Origin of the sequence: Aeromonas molluscorum (assembly GCF_051376105.1) — a bacterium.
In the GTDB taxonomy this organism is placed as follows: domain Bacteria; phylum Pseudomonadota; class Gammaproteobacteria; order Enterobacterales; family Aeromonadaceae; genus Aeromonas; species Aeromonas molluscorum.
In genome coordinates, this window is sequence record NZ_JBPQCY010000001.1 from 1,120,027 (window position 1) to 1,136,874 (window position 16,848).

Annotated in this window: 14 protein-coding genes and 1 pseudogene; 6 read left to right on the forward strand and 9 right to left on the reverse strand. The window is 59.1% G+C overall.

Annotated elements, in window-relative coordinates:
- Nucleotides 1–33 precede the first annotated feature (33 nt).
- Together ACSMDR_RS05265 and ACSMDR_RS05270 are read left to right on the forward strand one after the other, a co-directional pair.
- Nucleotides 34–789 (forward strand): YciK family oxidoreductase, encoded by a 756-nt coding sequence (locus ACSMDR_RS05265; RefSeq protein WP_436467474.1) that lies wholly within the window; start codon nt 34–36, stop codon nt 787–789.
- A gap of 90 nt (nt 790–879) precedes the next feature.
- Entirely contained in the window at nt 880–1,773 is an 894-nt protein-coding gene (locus ACSMDR_RS05270; RefSeq protein WP_005899124.1) for a LysR family transcriptional regulator, read from the forward strand.
- Nucleotides 1,774–1,912: 139 nt separating this feature from the next.
- On the opposite strand, the gene ACSMDR_RS05275 is transcribed toward ACSMDR_RS05270, so the two are convergent.
- Nucleotides 1,913–3,085: an MFS transporter gene (locus tag ACSMDR_RS05275; protein WP_005899127.1), complete on the reverse strand. Its 1,173-nt coding sequence runs from the start codon at nt 3,083–3,085 to the stop codon at nt 1,913–1,915.
- 242 nt (nt 3,086–3,327) lie between these two features.
- Between ACSMDR_RS05275 and ACSMDR_RS05280 the strand changes: the two genes are divergently transcribed.
- Together ACSMDR_RS05280 and ACSMDR_RS05285 are read left to right on the forward strand one after the other, a co-directional pair.
- Nucleotides 3,328–4,470: a MalY/PatB family protein gene (locus ACSMDR_RS05280; RefSeq protein WP_436467477.1), complete on the forward strand. Its 1,143-nt coding sequence runs from the start codon at nt 3,328–3,330 to the stop codon at nt 4,468–4,470.
- Between the two features lie 48 nt (nt 4,471–4,518).
- The gene (locus ACSMDR_RS05285) at nt 4,519–5,781 is read left to right on the forward strand and encodes a TAXI family TRAP transporter solute-binding subunit (RefSeq protein WP_436467479.1); all 1,263 of its coding nucleotides are present in this window, start codon (nt 4,519–4,521) and stop codon (nt 5,779–5,781) included.
- 157 nt (nt 5,782–5,938) lie between these two features.
- On the opposite strand, the gene ACSMDR_RS05290 is transcribed toward ACSMDR_RS05285, so the two are convergent.
- Nucleotides 5,939–6,910: a LysR family transcriptional regulator gene (locus ACSMDR_RS05290; RefSeq protein WP_436467481.1), complete on the reverse strand. Its 972-nt coding sequence runs from the start codon at nt 6,908–6,910 to the stop codon at nt 5,939–5,941.
- A 147-nt stretch (nt 6,911–7,057) separates the two neighbouring features.
- Between ACSMDR_RS05290 and ACSMDR_RS05295 the strand changes: the two genes are divergently transcribed.
- Together ACSMDR_RS05295 and ACSMDR_RS05300 are read left to right on the forward strand one after the other, a co-directional pair.
- Entirely contained in the window at nt 7,058–8,314 is a 1,257-nt protein-coding gene (locus ACSMDR_RS05295; RefSeq protein WP_436467483.1) for an adenylosuccinate synthetase, read from the forward strand.
- Nucleotides 8,315–8,583: 269 nt separating this feature from the next.
- Nucleotides 8,584–8,862 (forward strand): annotated as a pseudogene (locus ACSMDR_RS05300) (YbhB/YbcL family Raf kinase inhibitor-like protein); the annotation flags it as partial.
- An 87-nt stretch (nt 8,863–8,949) separates the two neighbouring features.
- Here the strand turns inward: ACSMDR_RS05300 and ACSMDR_RS05305 are convergent.
- From ACSMDR_RS05305 to ACSMDR_RS05335, 7 genes are all read right to left on the reverse strand, one after another.
- Entirely contained in the window at nt 8,950–11,400 is a 2,451-nt protein-coding gene (locus ACSMDR_RS05305; RefSeq protein ID WP_436467485.1) for an SGNH/GDSL hydrolase family protein, read from the reverse strand.
- Nucleotides 11,401–11,745: 345 nt separating this feature from the next.
- A complete protein-coding gene (locus tag ACSMDR_RS05310; protein WP_436467487.1) occupies nt 11,746–12,333 on the reverse strand; it encodes a YmfQ family protein in 588 nt (195 codons plus the stop codon).
- Nucleotides 12,318–13,385, reverse strand: a complete 1,068-nt coding sequence (locus tag ACSMDR_RS05315; protein ID WP_436467489.1) for a baseplate J/gp47 family protein — start codon at nt 13,383–13,385, stop codon at nt 12,318–12,320. Before ACSMDR_RS05315 ends, ACSMDR_RS05310 begins: the two co-directional genes overlap by 16 nt.
- On the reverse strand, nt 13,375–13,827 hold the full coding sequence (locus ACSMDR_RS05320; protein WP_223954549.1) for a phage GP46 family protein: 453 nt from the start codon (nt 13,825–13,827) through the stop codon (nt 13,375–13,377). Before ACSMDR_RS05320 ends, ACSMDR_RS05315 begins: the two co-directional genes overlap by 11 nt.
- A gap of 6 nt (nt 13,828–13,833) precedes the next feature.
- Nucleotides 13,834–14,376, reverse strand: coding sequence for a phage baseplate assembly protein V (locus ACSMDR_RS05325; protein ID WP_336574331.1), 543 nt, complete (start codon nt 14,374–14,376; stop codon nt 13,834–13,836).
- The gene (locus ACSMDR_RS05330; protein ID WP_436467492.1) at nt 14,370–15,449 is read right to left on the reverse strand and encodes a phage baseplate assembly protein; all 1,080 of its coding nucleotides are present in this window, start codon (nt 15,447–15,449) and stop codon (nt 14,370–14,372) included. Before ACSMDR_RS05330 ends, ACSMDR_RS05325 begins: the two co-directional genes overlap by 7 nt.
- Nucleotides 15,442–16,848, reverse strand: coding sequence for a DNA circularization protein (locus ACSMDR_RS05335; RefSeq protein ID WP_436467494.1), 1,407 nt, complete (start codon nt 16,846–16,848; stop codon nt 15,442–15,444). Before ACSMDR_RS05335 ends, ACSMDR_RS05330 begins: the two co-directional genes overlap by 8 nt.

Sequence of the window (16,848 nt, forward strand, 5' to 3'; positions counted from 1 at the left end):
CCTGGTCAACCGCACAGCATCAAAGGAGTCGTCATGCTCGATTATCAGGCCCCCGCCACCTTGCTCAACAACAAAGTCATTCTGGTGACGGGTGCTGGCGATGGCATTGGCCGGGAAGCGGCACTGACCTTCGCAGCCCATGGCGCCACCGTCATACTGCTCGGCCGCACCGTCGCCAAGCTCGAAGCCGTCTATGACCAGATTGAAGCCGCGGGCCACCCCTTGCCTGCCATAGTCCCGGTCGATCTGAAGGGGGCTACCGCCAGCCATTACCGTGGCATGGCCGAGACGTTCGCCGAGCAGTTTGGTCGCCTTGATGGCGTTCTGTTCAATGCGGGTCTGCTTGGTACCCTGTCGCCCTTCGAACACATCCAGGAAAAGGAGTGGGACGAGGTGATGCAGGTCAACGTCAAGTCCGAGTTCCTGCTGACCCAGGCGCTGCTGCCGCTGGTGCGCCAGACCGCCAAGCAACACGGCGAGGCGTCTCTGCTCTACACCTCGTCAAGCGTGGGCCGCAAGGGCCGCGCCTACTGGGGCAGCTACGCCATCTCCAAATTTGCGGTCGAAGGCATGATGGAAGTGCTGGCCGATGAGCTGGAGAACACCGGGGTGCGCGTCAACAGCATCAACCCGGGTGGTACCCGCACCAAGATGCGGGCCAGTGCCTTCCCGGCCGAAGATGCCATGGCGCTCAAGACGCCGGCCGACCTCATGCCGCTTTATCTCTATCTGATGGGCGCTGACAGCCTGGGCAAGACGGGCCAGACCTTCGTTGCCCAACCTAAATAACCACAAAAGCAGGCCCGCTCCGCCAACAGCAGTTAGTGTTATTAGAGTCCGTTGATACGGGCTTGGTGCAGAATAACCAGCAGGTGAGTCATGTTTCGTCCCAAGAGTACCTTCGAGCAGTGGCGTATCTTTCAGGCCGTGGTCGACTGTGGCGGTTATGCCCAGGCGGCCGAGGTGCTGAACAAGAGCCAGTCCTCCCTCAACCATGCGGTGGCCAAGCTGCAGCAGAGTCTGGGGGTGGCGCTGCTGGAGGTGCGTGGCCGCAAAGCGGTGCTGACGCCGGCGGGAGAGATCTTCCTCAAGCGTGCCCGCCAACTCAGCCTGCAGGTAGAAGACCTCGAAAACCTGGCCGACAACCTGGAACGCCAGTGGGAACCCCAGATAAACCTCTATATCAGCACCTTGCAACCCAGAGAACGGCTCTATCGCGCCCTGGCCCGCTTCTACCCGCGCAGTCGGGGTTGCCGCATCAATCTGCATGAGCGAGTACATTGCCACTTCAATGCCTTGCAGCTGGGGGATCTGATGATCTCGGAGCACCTGCCAAGCGACCGCACCGGCCTGCCACTGGACGAGGTCAGTCTGTTGCCGCTGTGCGCCCCCACTCATCCCCTGGCCTGCGAGCCTGCCCCCCTGCCCCTGGATAAACTGGCCAACCATAACCAGATAGGCCTGCATCCTCCCATTCATCGCTCGGTGGACTGGAATGACGCCGATGATACCGGCTGGAAGGTCACTCACTATCAGGAGGCGATCGCACTGCTGCAACAAGGACTCGGCTACGGTTGGCTGCCACGCCACCTGGCCAACGCTGCCCTGGCCGATGGGTCGCTGGTCGCGCTGACCCTGGAAGGGGGAAGCGAACGCCACCTCTATACCTACCTGCTGACCATGAGTCCGGACTCCCTAGGCCCGGCCACCGAATTGCTGCTACGCTGTCTACGCGATGAGTACCAGCATACCGATAAGACCCCGGGCTACTGAGGTTACCGCCAGTCTCCTGAATTTGCGCCCCCAGTCCCCCCCAGGATTACCCCCCTCGCCCTGCCAGCCAATAAAAAACCCGCACAGGGCGGGTCTCGGTTTTTTTCGATTGATGCCCCAGGCCACAGGCCGGGCTCCCTCAAACATTGGGCACCCGCCAGCAGGCGGCCAAGGCCAGCATGGCAAGTGTTAGCGCCACCATGAAGACACCGTGAAAACTCCACAGCTCGGCCACTATGCCGGCGATGGCCCCCGCCAAGATGGAACCGGTACGAATGCTGTTGGCGAACAAGGTGGTTGCCACGCCGGCCCGGCCCGGCATCAAGTCCTGAAAGTAGGACATGCCGATGCCGGCGATGATGCCGATGAAGATGGCATTGAACAGTTGCAGCGCGATCAGCGCCTGCTGGCTCGAGAGTGTCACCAGACCGATGTAGAAACCAACCCCGGCCAACACCGCCACCAGCATCATGGGCCTCTTGCCAAATCGGCGCGTGTAGTAGCCAGCCAGCAGCATGAAGGGGATCTCCAGCGCCGCCGCCGTGCCCATCAAGATCCCGGCCAGCTTCTCGTCCAATCCCAACTCGCGGGTAATGTAGAGCGGCATATTGATGAGATACATGCTGTTGCAGGTCCACATCAGGGTGGAGGCGATGAACAGCGCCCGCACCGAGGGATCCCGCCAGCTGCTGACCTTGGGAGCCGCCTCATCTCTCATCGGCAGTGGCAATGAGGGCAGCCAGCGCCATACCACCAGGCCGCAAATCAGATAGGCCAGGGCGGAGGCGAGGTACATCACTTCGAAGCCATAACCGATGGCCAGTGCGAACGCCATGGGCGGCCCTATCACCCAGGCCAGGGAGAACTGGGCCCGCATCACGGAGCTGAACATGTCGGCGCGCTTTTGCTGGCGATCCGCATGCTCCCGTGCCAGGGCGAACAGCTGCGGGCTGGCGGTGGCCGCCAGGCTGGCCAGCAGCACGCCAAGGCTGACCAGCAGCCAATAGTTGCGGTTCCAGGCAAACAGCAGCGAGAGTGCCATACCGGCGGCGCAGCAGCGCAGGATCAGGGTTTTGCGATCTCCCTTGCTGTCAGATCGGTGACCAAGCCATTGACTAATGAGGATGCCAACCAGGGCATTGACCGTGTAGAAGAGTCCCACCAGGAAGGGCCGCACCTGCACCTCCTCGGCCAGAAACAGGCTCAACGTGGGGACCTGCAGGGCGACCGCCACCCCCGTCATGAAGGTGACGGCCAGAAACGACAAAGAGACAGGATCCGGGCGCTTGATGACCGCAGTCAGGGATTTCATAGGGCTATCACCAAATTGGAGGAAGGAGGTGCGGATGCACAGCATGACGGCGGCTATTTTATGACACTATCAAGAGCCAGCTCAAGGCTTGCGACTCCCCCACGGACACCGTACATTGAGAGGCCATGTCGCCAGGCGGCACTCGCCATCATGGCCGCCCGCTCCCGCACCTCAGGTGCCTGGGGCGGGCAGACCGGCAATGCCCAGGCGCCACGACTATTTGGCCAGAAAAAGGATGGAAGATGTTTGATTTTGACAGGGAAATTGACCGTAGCGGCACCATGAGCCTGAAGTGGGACAAATACAAGGGCCAGGACGTGCTGCCCATGTGGGTCGCGGATACCGACTTCGTCTCTCCCCCTTGCGTGCTCTCGGCGCTGACCGAGCGGGTCGCCCACGGTATTTTTGGTTACTCGCGCCCCTCCCCTCGTCTGATTGAACTCATCATGGTGCGCTTGAGTGAGCGCTATGGCTGGCAGATAGAGGCCGAATGGCTGGTGTTCCTGCCCGGCGTGGTGCCAGGTCTCAATCTGGCCTGCAAGGCCTGGAGCCAGCACGGGCGCGGCATCATCACTCCCAAGCCGGTCTACTACCCCTTCTTGCAGGCGCCGGGGTTCAATGACAGGCCCCTGTTGACGGTGCCCATGGTGGAACAGGATGGCCGCTGGCTGCTCGACATCGAAGAGCTGGAGCGCCAGGCACCCTCGGCAGACCTGCTGCTGCTGTGCAACCCGCAAAACCCGGGTGGCACCATCTTCACCCGCGAAGAGCTGGCAACCATAGACGCCATCGCCGAACGCCATAATCTGGTGGTCTGCTCGGACGAGATCCACTGTGACCTGCTGCTGGACAAGGATGCCAGGCACATTCCCTATGGCGCCATCAGTGCTGAGGCCGCCCAGCGCAGCGCCGTCATGATGGCACCGAGCAAGACTTTCAATATTGCTGGCCTCTGCTGCTCCTTTGCCGTGGTGCCCAATGCCCGGCTGCGCCTCAAGCTGCAACAGGCAATGCGCGGCATCAGTGCCGACGTCAACCTGCTTGGTTTCGTGGCGGCCGAGGCGGCTTATGAGGGAGGCGAGGCCTGGCTCCAGGCGCAGCTGGACTATCTGCGTGACAACCTGGTGTTGATCGAGCAGGCCGTCGCCCGCTGGCCCGGCGTCAGCATGGCACGCAACCAGGCCACCTACCTTGCCTGGATAGATGTGGGTGCCCTGGGCCTGGATAACCCCATCGCCTTCTTCGAGCAGGCAGGCGTCGGCCTCTCCCCCGGCGCCCAGTTCGGCGATGGCGACTTCGTGCGCCTCAACTTTGGCTGCACCAAGGCGCTGCTTGTCAAAGCGCTGGCGCGCATGGAACAAGCCATACTCAAGCTGCCCAAATAAATTTGATGGGCCCAGGCGGCCCATCCCCTTTTTCCTGATTGGTTATCTATGCGCCCACGAATATCCACCCTGCTCGCCCCCCTGCTTGTCTTGCTGTGCTGGGGGGCAAACGCCCAGCCCGCTGACCGCTACCTCACCATCAGCACCGGAGCCCTCACCGGCGTCTATTACCCTGTCGGTGGTGCCCTCTGTCGCCTGCTCAATGAAGAGAGCGCGCAACATAACTTGCATTGCAGTGTGCAGAGCACCAAGGGATCACTCGCCAATCTGCGCGATCTGGCAAGTAACAAAAGCCAACTCGCCCTGGTGCAATCCGATGTGCTCTATCACGCGGTGCACGGCACGGGTCCCTTCGCGGATCAGCAGCCCGATGCTTCACTACGCACCCTCTACCGGCTTCATCGAGAATCGGTCGCCCTGCTGGTCGGCGAGAAGAGCGGCATCAGCAGCCTGGGGGATCTGGTGGGTAAGAAGGTCGATCTTGGCAGTGCCAACGGGGGGGACAGGATCACCATCATGGCCATTATTGAAGCCATGGGTTGGCAGGACAAGGATTTCAGCAGCCAGGTCACACAGGGGCCCGACCGACTGCAAGGTTTGTGTGATGGCACCCTGGATGCCGCCTTCGTGGTCGCGGGTCAACCGAGTCAGGTTATCTCGGATCTGACCGGGCGCTGCAAGGCACGCTTGATTGCCATTGAGGATGCCAAGATCGATCAACTGATTAAAGGCTCAACCTATTACGAGCATGGTCGCATCGCGGCCAACCTCTACCCGGGTCAGGCTATCTCACTGCCCACCGTCACGGTATATGCGGACCTGGTGGCCCTCGATACCTTGCCTGCCGAGACGGTTCATCAACTGCGACGGGTCATGGACGCACGGCTCAAGCAGTTCACCCGCCTGCATCCGGCTCTGATCGATCTTACCCAGGAGAGCATGAGGGCGCCCACCCCGGCTCCACCCCATGCCGCCATGCTCGATGACGCCAATGCCCCTGCGGCAATCGAGCCCGGCACCTTGCCAGGCCTGATGCCAGAATCACTGCAGCCCGGGTTGGAGGCGTCGACTGCGGCTGCCACAGAGCCCGCCCCCGAGGCTATCGTCTCCGCAGCTGTCTCAATCCAGCCTGAAGGCGCCGTGTCGGTGGCACCGGCCACCGAATCCGCCCTCCCGCCCCCAGATGGGCCAGGCACAGAGGCGCAGCAACCCGCCTCGGGATCAGTTGCAACCGAGCCAGCACCAACCAGCTCGGAGCCGGCGGTGAGCGACGCCATTCAACCGGCATCGGCGGCTCAGCCCACCCCTTGAACTGGCAGGCCCGGCAGCCGGGTAAAACAGCCATGGATAAGAACAAGGGCCACCTCCGGGCGGCCCTTGTCACGAAGGGCTGACACCCCCTCATTCGAATGTGATGCATTGGCCAGGTGATCCCGCGGCACGTCGCCACCAAGCCCCCCTTGCTTCCTTACGTCCCCTTGACCTTGGGATCCTCTTCCTTGACGTGCCCCTCCTTGACCTGCTCACTCAGGGCCAGCTCCAGGCCGAGATAGGGGTGAGGACGCTGTATCTCCTCCTCGACCCAGTGCAATAGCTGCTTGATAGCCCGGGACAGCACCTGGTTCTGGCGCACCACATACCCCAAACTGGTGCTGGGGAAGTCGTGCAATTCGGTGACCGGCGCCGTCAACTTGAGGCGCGGGTGCAGGGAGAAATCCGGCACTATGGCCACCCCGAACCCCGCCTCCGCCCAGTCGAGCTGAGCATCCACGCTGCCCACCTCCATGATGCGACAGGATGGCAGTCCTAATAGCGACAAGGAGGGATCGATCAGTGCCCGGGTACGAGTGTCATGACCAAGCAAGATGAGCGTCGGCTCATCCAGGGGATCGCTCTCCCCGGCCTTGGCACGGGCCTGCCAGCGGCTGAGCCCCTGCCCCAGCGCACACCAGGTCACCTGCTGCAACTCGGTGTAGAACAGCGGCTCGCTGCGCTTTTGCGCCATCACGAAGCCCAGATCCGCCCTGCCGGCCTTGACCAGCTCAGCGGCCTGATCCGAGGTGGTATTGAACAGCGTGAGATCGATGCCGGGGAAGGCTTGTTTGAAACGTTGAAATGGCTGGATCAGCAACAGGCGAGAGATGATGTCGCTGGCGGCGATGGCCAGCTTGCCCTGGCTGAATTGGCCCAGGGCATTGAGATCGGCCTGACAGAGTTGCAGTTCGGCGATGGTGCGCTCGGCACTTTGCAGCAACCGCTCACCGGCCTGAGTCAGCCGAAATGGGCTGCGCTCTATCAGCCTGACCCGGGTCGCCTGCTCCAGATTCTTGAGATGCAGGCTGACATTGGGTTGAGTCATGTGCAGTTCGGTTGCCGTCTGGCCAAAGTGCTGCAAGCGAGCCAGAGTAACGAAGGTATTGAGCCAGTGAATATCCAGCATAAGAAGACTCCAGGCGGCTCTGGGGCTGGCCGTCGATAAAAACAGCTCAATTATATGGTTTTCTTATCGGAATTATAAAGATAATTAATTTTTCTAATCCTCACTAGCCTCCTAGGATGAACGCCTAACGTCTTAGGAGAAAGTCACATGTCGTCTATCGTAGTCGTAGGTGCTAACTGGGGTGATGAAGGCAAAGGCCGCATCGTCGATTATCTGGCAGGCCAATCCGCCGCCAGCATCCGTTTTCAGGGCGGCAACAACGCCGGCCACACCGTCGTCAACGACCTGGGCACCTTCAAGCTGCACCAGCTGCCGAGTGGCGTATTCAACCCTGATTGCCTGGTCGTCCTTGGCCCTGGCATGGTCATCAGCCCCGAGCCGCTGACCCGCGAGCTGGCCGAAGTAAAGGCTGCTGGCGTCAATCCCAAGATGGCCATTTCAGATCGTGCCACCTTCTGCCTGCCGATCCATGCGCTGGAAGATACCCTGGAAGAAGTCCGTCTGGGTGATGGCGCCTATGGCTCCACCCGTCAGGGCATTGCCCCGGCTTACGGTGATCGGGTCATGAAAAAAGCGATCCTGGTCGGCTGGCTGAAACAGCCTGAGGTGCTGGTCGAGCGCATCCAGTTCTTCCTCGACTGGAAGCTGCCGCAGCTCAAGGCCCTCTACCCGAGCTTCGAGTTCAGCCAGACCGCCCAGGAGATGGCCGACTGGCTGCTGGAAGTGTCCGCTCCCTGGATCGATGCCGTCTGCAACGTCAGCGAGCCGCTCAAGGCCATCCAGGCCCAGAATGGCACCCTGCTGTTCGAAGCTCAGCTGGGCGCTGGCCGTGACCTCATCTATGGCGAGTACCCCTGGGTGACCTCTTCCCACGTTTCCGGCGCCTACGCCGGTATCGGTGGCGGACTGCCGGCCCTGCGCCCTGAGCGCGTGATTGCCGTGGCCAAGGCGTTCAGTACCTCTGTCGGTACCGGCACCCTGATCACCGCCATGGAGAACCAGGAAGAGTTCCGCAAGTTCGCCAACGAGTTCGGTGCCACCACCGGCCGTCCCCGTGACATCGGCTACTTCGACGCCGTTGCCACCAAGCAGGGCCTGGAGATCCAGGCTGCCAACGAGATCGCCCTGACCAAGCTGGACTGCCTCTCCGGCATGCCGGACTTGAAGATCTGCGTGGCCTACGAAGGGGCCAACACCGAGAACCCGATCTGGCCACAGACCGCCGGTCTGAAGCCGGTGTACGAGTCCATGGAAGCCTGGAGCGAAGACATCTCCCACATCCGCAAGTTCGAAGACTTGCCCAAGGCTGCCCAGCACTATGTGCTGCGCATCGAAGCCCTGCTGGGTGTGCCGGTGCCCATGGTCTCCGTCGGCCCGGGCCGCGAGCAGATGATACTGCGCTAAGCCGCTCGCATCGCTGCCGCTAAGGCAGATAAAAACCGGTCTCCATGAGGCCGGTTTTTTTATGGCCGCCCACCACTAGCCGCAGCGGCGTCCCCAACCCTCTCTCAACCTCTCTCCTTTCCCCACAAAGCGCAGTTAGGCTCAAAATAGGCATTCTTCAACCCAATATTGAGCAGTAAGGTTGAACCTGGCTCGTCCCCCGCAGCTAGACTGATCCCGTCATCAGGATCTCCCCATGGGGATCCCCTCATTCATAAAGGAGCATCACCATGAAATTACCCCTGAGTTCTGCCCTGCTCTCCCTGCTGTGCCTGGTGGCCCTGCCCGCCGCCGCCATGACCTTGAAGAGCACGGACATCCAGGAAGGCCAGCTGATGGACAAGGCACTGAGCTTCAACGGCTTCGGCTGCAAGGGGGAGAACCGCTCCCCCCAGCTGAGCTGGCAGGATCTGCCGGCAGGCACCAAAAGCTTCGCCATCACCGCCTATGATCCCGATGCACCCAGCGGCAGCGGCTGGTGGCACTGGCTGGTGGTGAACCTGCCCGCTGTAGCGCGGCGGGTGGATTGAACACTGGAGGCTAGAGTATTGATCACCACTAGCAATGATCAATACTCTAGATGATTGGTTGTAATGTTAAGTATGAGACTGAACTGAAATGCCAGCCAAATACATATATTGGCTTCCAGACGCAGTCTTTTTAGCCCCAAAGGAGTAACCAGCAGAGAAAATCCTGGTGTTACTTACTGACGACATGGTTGTGGAGCACAGGTTATCAAAGACCCCAGTAGATTTATTCAATCTCCTAACCCAGAACACCAAAGAGCCATCCACCAGATGCTGAATAAGCAATGAAAAGGTGGAGTCGGGATCAACAGTAGAGAAATTGTAAGAGCTTGTCATTGTTGCGATAACAGTCTTCACCGGTACCCCCGATGAGTTAGGCGCAATGACTGATAGCTCAACACTAGTGCCAGAAAAGGTGACCTGATTTTTAGAGTCAAAATCTTCAAAGCGACGATTGGCGGCCCAATAGAGTGAGCGCTGGTCAAGGGAGTTTGCTTTGAACAGAATCTGGGTATCAGTACCGATTCGACCGGCATAGTATGCATTTCGTTCAAACTTTGAGTGACACCAGATATCGTTAGAGGCTGCAGTTAGACCATAAAATATGTCAGGGAATGAAGACAGCAAATCAAGCCTGAGTTCTTTTGGTGATGACCCATCGAAGTACTCTCTGGCCACTCCCTCTGTACTCCGTGGGACCACCATTAAAGTGCCGAAATCAAAGAAGGACCTAAGACCAAGGGTTGGCGGCCCTTGAACTTGTATTTCATTCAACCCTACTCCAAGGCGCGCTATTACTTGAGCGCTGATGGATGTAAGGGACGTAAGAACGCCCTGATAGTCGGACCAAAGAGCACATTTGAAGGTAACATCACCCGCCACATGTTTCACATAAACCTGCGGAAGTTTGTTGAAGTCGGTAACGATGTAGTTCGCGTCCATCAAGCCGGAATAGATCAAATCCATTGGCTTTTCACAGTACACATAGAAGCGATTAAAGAACTCATTTGAGACGGACGGTGTGAAGCGATGATAAAAAGATTGGTCTGCCTTTAAAATGGCATGATCATACTCTTTCCAAATGTCAACACCGTTCAGTGATGGCGCTGTATATACATATGGATTACCTGCCGACGCAGAAAAACGCTCACCGTCTGTAACGGTTTTGACCAGAGGGTTGAGCTTGCTATAGAAGTAACCAGCAATCTGACGATGTCCCATGTCATTAGGGTGAACACCATCAACAGCCAGCACATTAAGATAATCACCTGTGCGATCATCATTGTCGTTAACGTAGTGATATAGGGCGTCATGCAAACTTATGATTTCTAAATTGTATTTCTTGGAAAGACGCTCATTGATGGATTGAATGATAGTTACAGATTCGTCGTTGTCGCGTCCGTTAACAAGAGAACCTCGGCGCTGAGTGTTCAACACAGGGTGATTGATGATGGGCTGGATACCGCGCTCGAAACACTCGACGATCAGCAGCTCCATTTTCCATTCATAAGAGTCGATTATGGTATTGACGTCGTTCAGGTTGATACTGTCCGATGTGCCATACGACAAAGCTATCGCTTTGACATCACTGAAATCGACATTGTTGTAGTCCGGGTATCCAAAGAAAACACGATGGAAGAACTTGTTCCCAAAGCCGTCATACATGCTCACCCCCTCTCTTAGGGAGGTTGAGTCGAATCCTGCGTTGTATATCTTGGCTGCTGGCGCGTTTTTCTTGCACCATGAATCCAATACCTTTGGATAGCTATTCGGTGACTGATTTATTGTTACAGAAGACCCCCAAGTATTGCCGTTGGGAGTACTTGGTACATGTCCTGTAGTGGTTGCCCCATCGGTAGTACTGTCGCCAAAAAACGCCAGTGGACACCCTCGACCAGCCAGCCATTCTGCATAAATGCGATGCATTGTAAGCAAGGTTTTGTATCGCTTTGGAGCGCAATTCCCAGACTGAACAAAGGCTGAGATTTTGTTGTAGTTGTCCTCTCCTCCGATATCAGTCCAACCGATTTGCCTAGGCGAAGAGAGATTTATCGGATTAGCAAATAGGCCATTTGCAAGAGTAACTGAGCCAAATTCAGGTGAGTCATTTATTTCATAATCGCAGCCACCACCATCATTTTTTTGATGGTAGCCAAGCGTTTTCACCCTAGAGAACTTTACGGGTTCATCTGATGCTTGCAGCTCAATAGCAGTATCAAAGTCGCCGATAATAGAGGAACCAGAATTACTGGCCAGGCGAGACTTAAGGGTTTCGCTTGCCTCCTCACACAAAAACCTGATCGCTGCCTCTAATTGGCTGTCATCAACCTTGTTCGGTTCTATACCCGCAGCGGCCAGCACGTTAAGCAGCTCGTTGGTGATCTGGTTAAACCAATCACCACCGGGGACCGTAGGGGGGACGCCAGGCCCACCCTCGGTGAAGAACTGTCTTACAGCAGATAAAACAGGCTTACGATCCGGTTCTACAGGAACACCACTTCCACGGTCAGGCCAATACATAGTTACACCTCACATTAAATGTTAAAACCTAAAAAGGAATCTCGCTTTATCAAAAATGGATTCGATTGAATCGATAACGGGGTTGTTACACAACTCAGCACTGAGAATTCTGATTCTTGCTTCCTATCATTACTTGCATAGACCAACCTGTTGATGGTGCCTAAAGGTGCCACAAAGGTAACTGCTGCAATTTTAAGAAAGCTCCGTCTGCTAATTTTCATTTATCCACCAAATTGATGTAGATCTTTGCAAGACATTGAAAATCATCAAAAAGTAAAACATCCACTCATTGTCAGGCAAGATGGCGGTGGAATCTAGTGATATATCCTTCAATTCGTGATGACATTAATTATCAACAACATAGTTAACGTCGTAGTAGAAACCCGCCAGTTTCAGGCGATTGAGCACGCATTCGAGCACCAGGGGGGCGTTGCCGCGCAGGGGATTCAATACGTTGTCCAGGACGGTGAAACGCTCTTCTGGCAGGTCGTAGACATCTACCCGCAGGATGAAGCGGGTGGATGTTGGGTAGATGGGATAAGTAACGCCGCGCAGAACATGGTGTGGCCACTGCTCTGACACCTTCACGTTGAAGCCAAGCGCGGAAGCGATCTGCTCGACCATCCAGGTCTGCAAACCGCCCTTGCGGTGGTATTTCTCGACCACGGCCGCACGGCGCATCTCAAAGGGCTGGTTCACGGTGCCGCACTCCGGCAGGCCGAGGTATTCCTCCCACTCCGGGAGCAGTTGCACGGTCGTCTCAGGGCGCATCTCAAGCAGCAGCTGGTCGGCGCTGAGTTCAAGCTGGGCTAGGCGCTTGGCGAACCCCATGACGTACTTGGGCAGCTTGGCATCAGGATCACGCGGCCATGCGCGGCCACGGGGCATCTGCTGCAGGAGGGCATCGCCCCATTGCTCTACAGCGTGGGCCATGTGATCACTCCGATGACGTTCAGCTCATCCGGGTCGGCCGGCACATCAACCACCAGATCCAGGGTGTAATCTTTGATGCCTGCCGCTGACCCAATGGCCGTTCTGATGCTGCTGAGCAGCAGGGTGTTTCCCGGCTGCAGGGTGCGCTCGTAACCGCTGATGTTGGCGGCAATAGCGGCCCTGATATCAGCAGTATCCGGGATGGGGGTGATCGCCAGATCGGTGCTCTTGAGCTGGACATCGATGTCGACCGGCTCGATACCACCCGGGCGACCAACCAGCACACCGGTGGCCGGGTCGGGATGGCGGAAGAGGTACTCCATCATGGCGAGCTTGTCGGTCGGGGTCGGCAAGATATCGCCCCGGTCATCATAAACCCAGCCGATACCCACGGTGCCGCCACCTTGCCATGCGTCATAAGCCCAGGCGCGAGTCACACCGGGCACTTCACGCATCCAGGCCACGTAATCCGCCACGGCCCCCCCCATGGGCGGGTTGCGTTTGCGAAACAGCAGGCGTTCGAGCAGTTCGGCGATGGGTTCGATGTCTGCACCGCTGCTGATGTCGCCACTGACGCCGTTGGACTGCAACCCGGGGACGGGGGTTACCAATGTCAGCACCTCGCCTGCGGCAAGGTTGCCGCCAGCACCCACCTCGACGGCCTGCACCTCCACGGCGACGGTACCGCTGCTGGGGCTGGCACTGACTGTCACGGCATACTGACGACCATCCTTGTGTTGCAGCACCGTACCGACCGGCGCAGGCACCGTGCCATTGAGGGTGGCGGGGCCTGCGGCATAGGTGGCTTGCTTGCGGATAACCCCTTCAGACTGGGCCGTCTCGATGATGGTCTGATCGTCTGACTCGGTGGTCGGGATGATCTGGCGAACGATCCACGCCTGGTGGTCGTAGGCGTCGCGAATGGCGGCACTGACCGCCGTGTTCAGCGCCAGCTCGATACCGAACTTGGGCAGCACGGCGCCCAGGCTGGCTTCGAGATCCAGCGCACCGCTGGCGATGAGTTGGCGCAGGGTGGGCACGCTATACGGCATTGGCTTGCGCCTCCCAACGTTGCTTGATGCTCAGGCTCAGCTCGCTGCCATCTGGGCGAGTGATGGCGATATCGAGCTGCAGCATCTGAAATTGCGGAATAGACCCGGTGACGGTGACGAGCTTGGCGTAATCGGGCTTTAAATGGCGGTCGAGGGCGGTTTGCGCGTAGGTAACAGCCTTGTTGCGCACGTCGGTGGTGAGCTTGGCGCGGTCGAGCAGCCAGAGCTTGCTGCCCCAGGGTTCGTCCGCGAAGGTATCACCTGGCCAGCCACGGCGATCGCTGGTGCCATCAGGCAGCACATCAGACTCGTCGGCACGGGCATCGGTGAAGAGGATCTGCAGGACCAGGGTTTCCAGGCCATCATCCTGACGCAAACCGGCCGAGGTGATGTCGATATCGCCTCGGCCGGTTTCGTTGTTCCAGATGATTGCTGTGGTCATCGCCCCTCACACAGGGGCGCCAACCCCCTCTTCATGGTCATGACCGCTGAGTGAGATACCTGACGCCGTCACATCTTCATCAGAGGTGATGGGGCCGGTGACATGCAGCGGACCTTGAATTTCGTTATCAGGGGAGATGATGGTGAATTTTTCAGTGGCGTTGAGAGTGACGGTTTTCGCTTCTATTTCAATGACCCCGTTCTTGCGCAGGATGATGCGGTGACCCTCCAGATGGTACAGGCAGTTGTCCCCCGCCTCCAAGTCTTTGGGGCGCACGCCCTTGTCTTCGACCGCGATGGCCACAAGGCCAGCGCGGGCCCCACCGATGCCCAGCACGATGGCCTCAGACCCTGCTGGCGGCACGCTGGTGTGACCGTAGTTCTGGAAACGCTCGACATCAGAGGCGGCCTCGTCGGCCAGCACCTTGAGCTGCAGCCCCTGTCGGTTGAACGAGTCAGTCACGGCCGTGACGATGGCCCGGTCTGCGATCAAGCGCACCCGGCGCCAGAGCGGGGCGATAAGCTTCTGCACATCGCGCAGGGTCACCATGTGGTTACCTCCTTGGTCTGCTTCTTGACGACCTCAGCGGGGATCAGCATGGCTTCACGCGGGGTCAGGTTGAGGATGGCCTCCCGGCCGTTCTTGTCGCTTTCCATCAGGGTCACGGTGACAATCAGCCAGCGCTCGTCCAGGCCCTGGATCTCGTCCTTGATGGGGCACATGCGGTTGATGCGCCAGAGCGGCCCCTGGTCGCCTTCTATCCCCTGGGTGCGCCATCCTGCGACCGTGATCTCGGTCTGGGTGCCTTCACCGATGCTGCGCTGCTTCTGCCACTGGCCGCGCTTGCTGGCCCCGGCCACGGTTGTGACATCTTCGGCGATGATGATGCGGGGGCGATAGCGGGTGACATCAGGGTCTTTGATGACGGCCTTCTGGCCGCCGATGGTGGCGGGGGCCGCGTTATCCCAGGTTGCCCCGCCCGCATAGCTGCTGCCCTTGACGATCCATTCCGATGCCCGGTCACGCATGCTGAAGTTGCCCCGGGCGGCCAGGATGTTTTCGCCCAGGATGAGGCTGGCCCCCATGGGGGTATCGCTGGCCTGGGTCAGCACCAGTTGGCCGCGTTCGTTGGTGGTGAGCAGCACCGCCCGCTGCTTGGCCAAGCGATCGAGCAACTCGAAACAGGTCTCCCCCTGCTCGATGGTGACGCGGGGGAAGACATCTCCCAGGTCACACTCCACCACCACCTCGATACCGAAGGGGGCGCAGACATCCCGGGCCACCTGGTCGAGTTTGACACCTGACCAGGCACCGACTTTGAAGATGGCCGAGCAATCCACCAGATCGCTGGTCTTGCTGCGGCCACTGACCACCCAGCTCACCTCGCGGGCGTCATAGCTGGGGATGAAGTCATCGACATAACCGGTCAGCACCAGCTCATTGCCGATATGCACGGTGCAGGCGCTCAACGGCTTGATGACCATCTCGCCGGCGTTTTCCCATTTTCGGGTCAGGCTCAGTTCGAAATCGCCGGCGATATCGCGCAGGCTGCGGGTGATGCGCACCTGCTGCCAACCGCCATAGATTTGACCATCGACGCGCAGGGTGATGGGCTCAGCCATTGGTCACCTCGTCGAGCACATCCACCCGGGTGCTGGGGGTGATAAAGGCTGGATCACGCAAGGCGTTGCTGCTGACCAGGCGATCGCGGTATTCGGCATCGCCATACTGCTGCCATGCCAACAGGGCTGACGGAGTGGTGGTGGCCAGCACCAACTGGCGGCGGCGAGGCAATTGGGCACCGCGCTCGCGGCTATCGTTCAGCAGCGCGAGGCGCAGATCCCGCATGGCACGCCAGATCTCGCTCTCTTCGGCTTCCACGGCCTCGGCCGCCAGCTCGGCCAGCCGGTTGGCCCATTCATTGGCCATGCGCTCCAGATCGTCTGCCGTGAGCTGCACGTTGCGATCAGCCCCCACTACGCCGTTCATCACGACCGGACGGCTCAGCGGGTTGTTGACCTGGTCACCGGTCAGCGATTGGCCGATTGTGACGGTGCCTGCCGGGTCGTTGGTGAAGTCGCGATCTGTGCCCAGGTTGGCACTGGCAATGGCACTGGTGGCGGCGGTGGCCGAGGCCCGGATAACCAGCTTGGTGAACTCCACACCATTGGCCAGGGCGGCGCTCTGTTCGGCAGCAGTATCGAGGGTCGAAACAGACGACGCGCTGCCTGTCGTGGCATCGCTGAGGATGCCGCTCGGCAGGCCACCGGTGATCGCCAGCTCTGCCCGCATCCCATCCCACCGGTGGATCACCTGGTCGTAGACAGAGAGCGCCCGGATGGGGTCGGTGACGACGCCCTTGATGTCTTCGACGATGCCTGTCACCTCGCGGGCCAGCTCGCCAGGGTAAGCCAGCAAGGTACCCACGCTGTCTTTGGCCCGCATCAAGCGATCGGTCCATTCTCGGAACTGGGTCGGCAGGCTGGGCAAGCCACGGGTCAGCTCGTCCAGATCATCCAGCAGGGTATCGACCATGGGGCCCATGTTGTCGATGCCGGTCAGGAAGCTGTCCAGGAAGGATTGCTCGGTGGCGCCATTGGCGGCATCGGCGGCATTGCCCAGGGTCGCGGCGGTATCGATGGCGGCAGAGGGGAACAGCGGCTTGCCTGCCTCCCACACCGTGAAGGTGACATAGGCCACCCCATCTTCTTCGTTGTCCAGGCGATGGCTGACATCACCGACTTGCACGGTGCGCACGCCCCACCAAGGGTGGATCATCTCGCTGGTACCCGGCTGATTCAGGGCGGCCAGCAAGGTGCGAAGCTTATCCAGGTAATCGTTGCCGACCAGCTTGCCGGTGATCTGCTCGTTGGTGAGGATGGCGCCGTTGTCTTCTGTCCAGCCGCTTTCACGCTTGGGGTATTCGCGGGGGATGGCGCGGCGGCCACCTTTGCCGTCCACGGTATTCAGCAGGAATTCCACGCCCCGGATGGAGGCGGTCAAACGCTCTTCAAAGCTCAT

What these genes read in the sequence shown, in the direction of transcription:
- ACSMDR_RS05290 (WP_436467481.1), bottom strand. Translation starts at nt 6,910, where the DNA reads ATGCTGGATATTCACTGGCTCAATACCTTCGTTACTCTGGCTCGCTTG.
- ACSMDR_RS05310 (WP_436467487.1), bottom strand. Translation starts at nt 12,333, where the DNA reads ATGGCCCACGCTGTAGAGCAATGGGGCGATGCCCTCCTGCAGCAGATG.
- ACSMDR_RS05335 (WP_436467494.1), bottom strand. Translation starts at nt 16,848, where the DNA reads ATGAGCTTTGAAGAGCGTTTGACCGCCTCCATCCGGGGCGTGGAATTC.
- ACSMDR_RS05305 (WP_436467485.1), bottom strand. Translation starts at nt 11,400, where the DNA reads ATGTATTGGCCTGACCGTGGAAGTGGTGTTCCTGTAGAACCGGATCGT.
- ACSMDR_RS05280 (WP_436467477.1), top strand. Translation starts at nt 3,328, where the DNA reads ATGTTTGATTTTGACAGGGAAATTGACCGTAGCGGCACCATGAGCCTG.
- ACSMDR_RS05315 (WP_436467489.1), bottom strand. Translation starts at nt 13,385, where the DNA reads ATGCCGTATAGCGTGCCCACCCTGCGCCAACTCATCGCCAGCGGTGCG.
- ACSMDR_RS05295 (WP_436467483.1), top strand. Translation starts at nt 7,058, where the DNA reads ATGTCGTCTATCGTAGTCGTAGGTGCTAACTGGGGTGATGAAGGCAAA.
- ACSMDR_RS05285 (WP_436467479.1), top strand. Translation starts at nt 4,519, where the DNA reads ATGCGCCCACGAATATCCACCCTGCTCGCCCCCCTGCTTGTCTTGCTG.
- ACSMDR_RS05275 (WP_005899127.1), bottom strand. Translation starts at nt 3,085, where the DNA reads ATGAAATCCCTGACTGCGGTCATCAAGCGCCCGGATCCTGTCTCTTTG.
- ACSMDR_RS05330 (WP_436467492.1), bottom strand. Translation starts at nt 15,449, where the DNA reads ATGGCTGAGCCCATCACCCTGCGCGTCGATGGTCAAATCTATGGCGGT.
- ACSMDR_RS05265 (WP_436467474.1), top strand. Translation starts at nt 34, where the DNA reads ATGCTCGATTATCAGGCCCCCGCCACCTTGCTCAACAACAAAGTCATT.
- ACSMDR_RS05320 (WP_223954549.1), bottom strand. Translation starts at nt 13,827, where the DNA reads ATGACCACAGCAATCATCTGGAACAACGAAACCGGCCGAGGCGATATC.
- ACSMDR_RS05270 (WP_005899124.1), top strand. Translation starts at nt 880, where the DNA reads ATGTTTCGTCCCAAGAGTACCTTCGAGCAGTGGCGTATCTTTCAGGCC.
- ACSMDR_RS05325 (WP_336574331.1), bottom strand. Translation starts at nt 14,376, where the DNA reads ATGGTGACCCTGCGCGATGTGCAGAAGCTTATCGCCCCGCTCTGGCGC.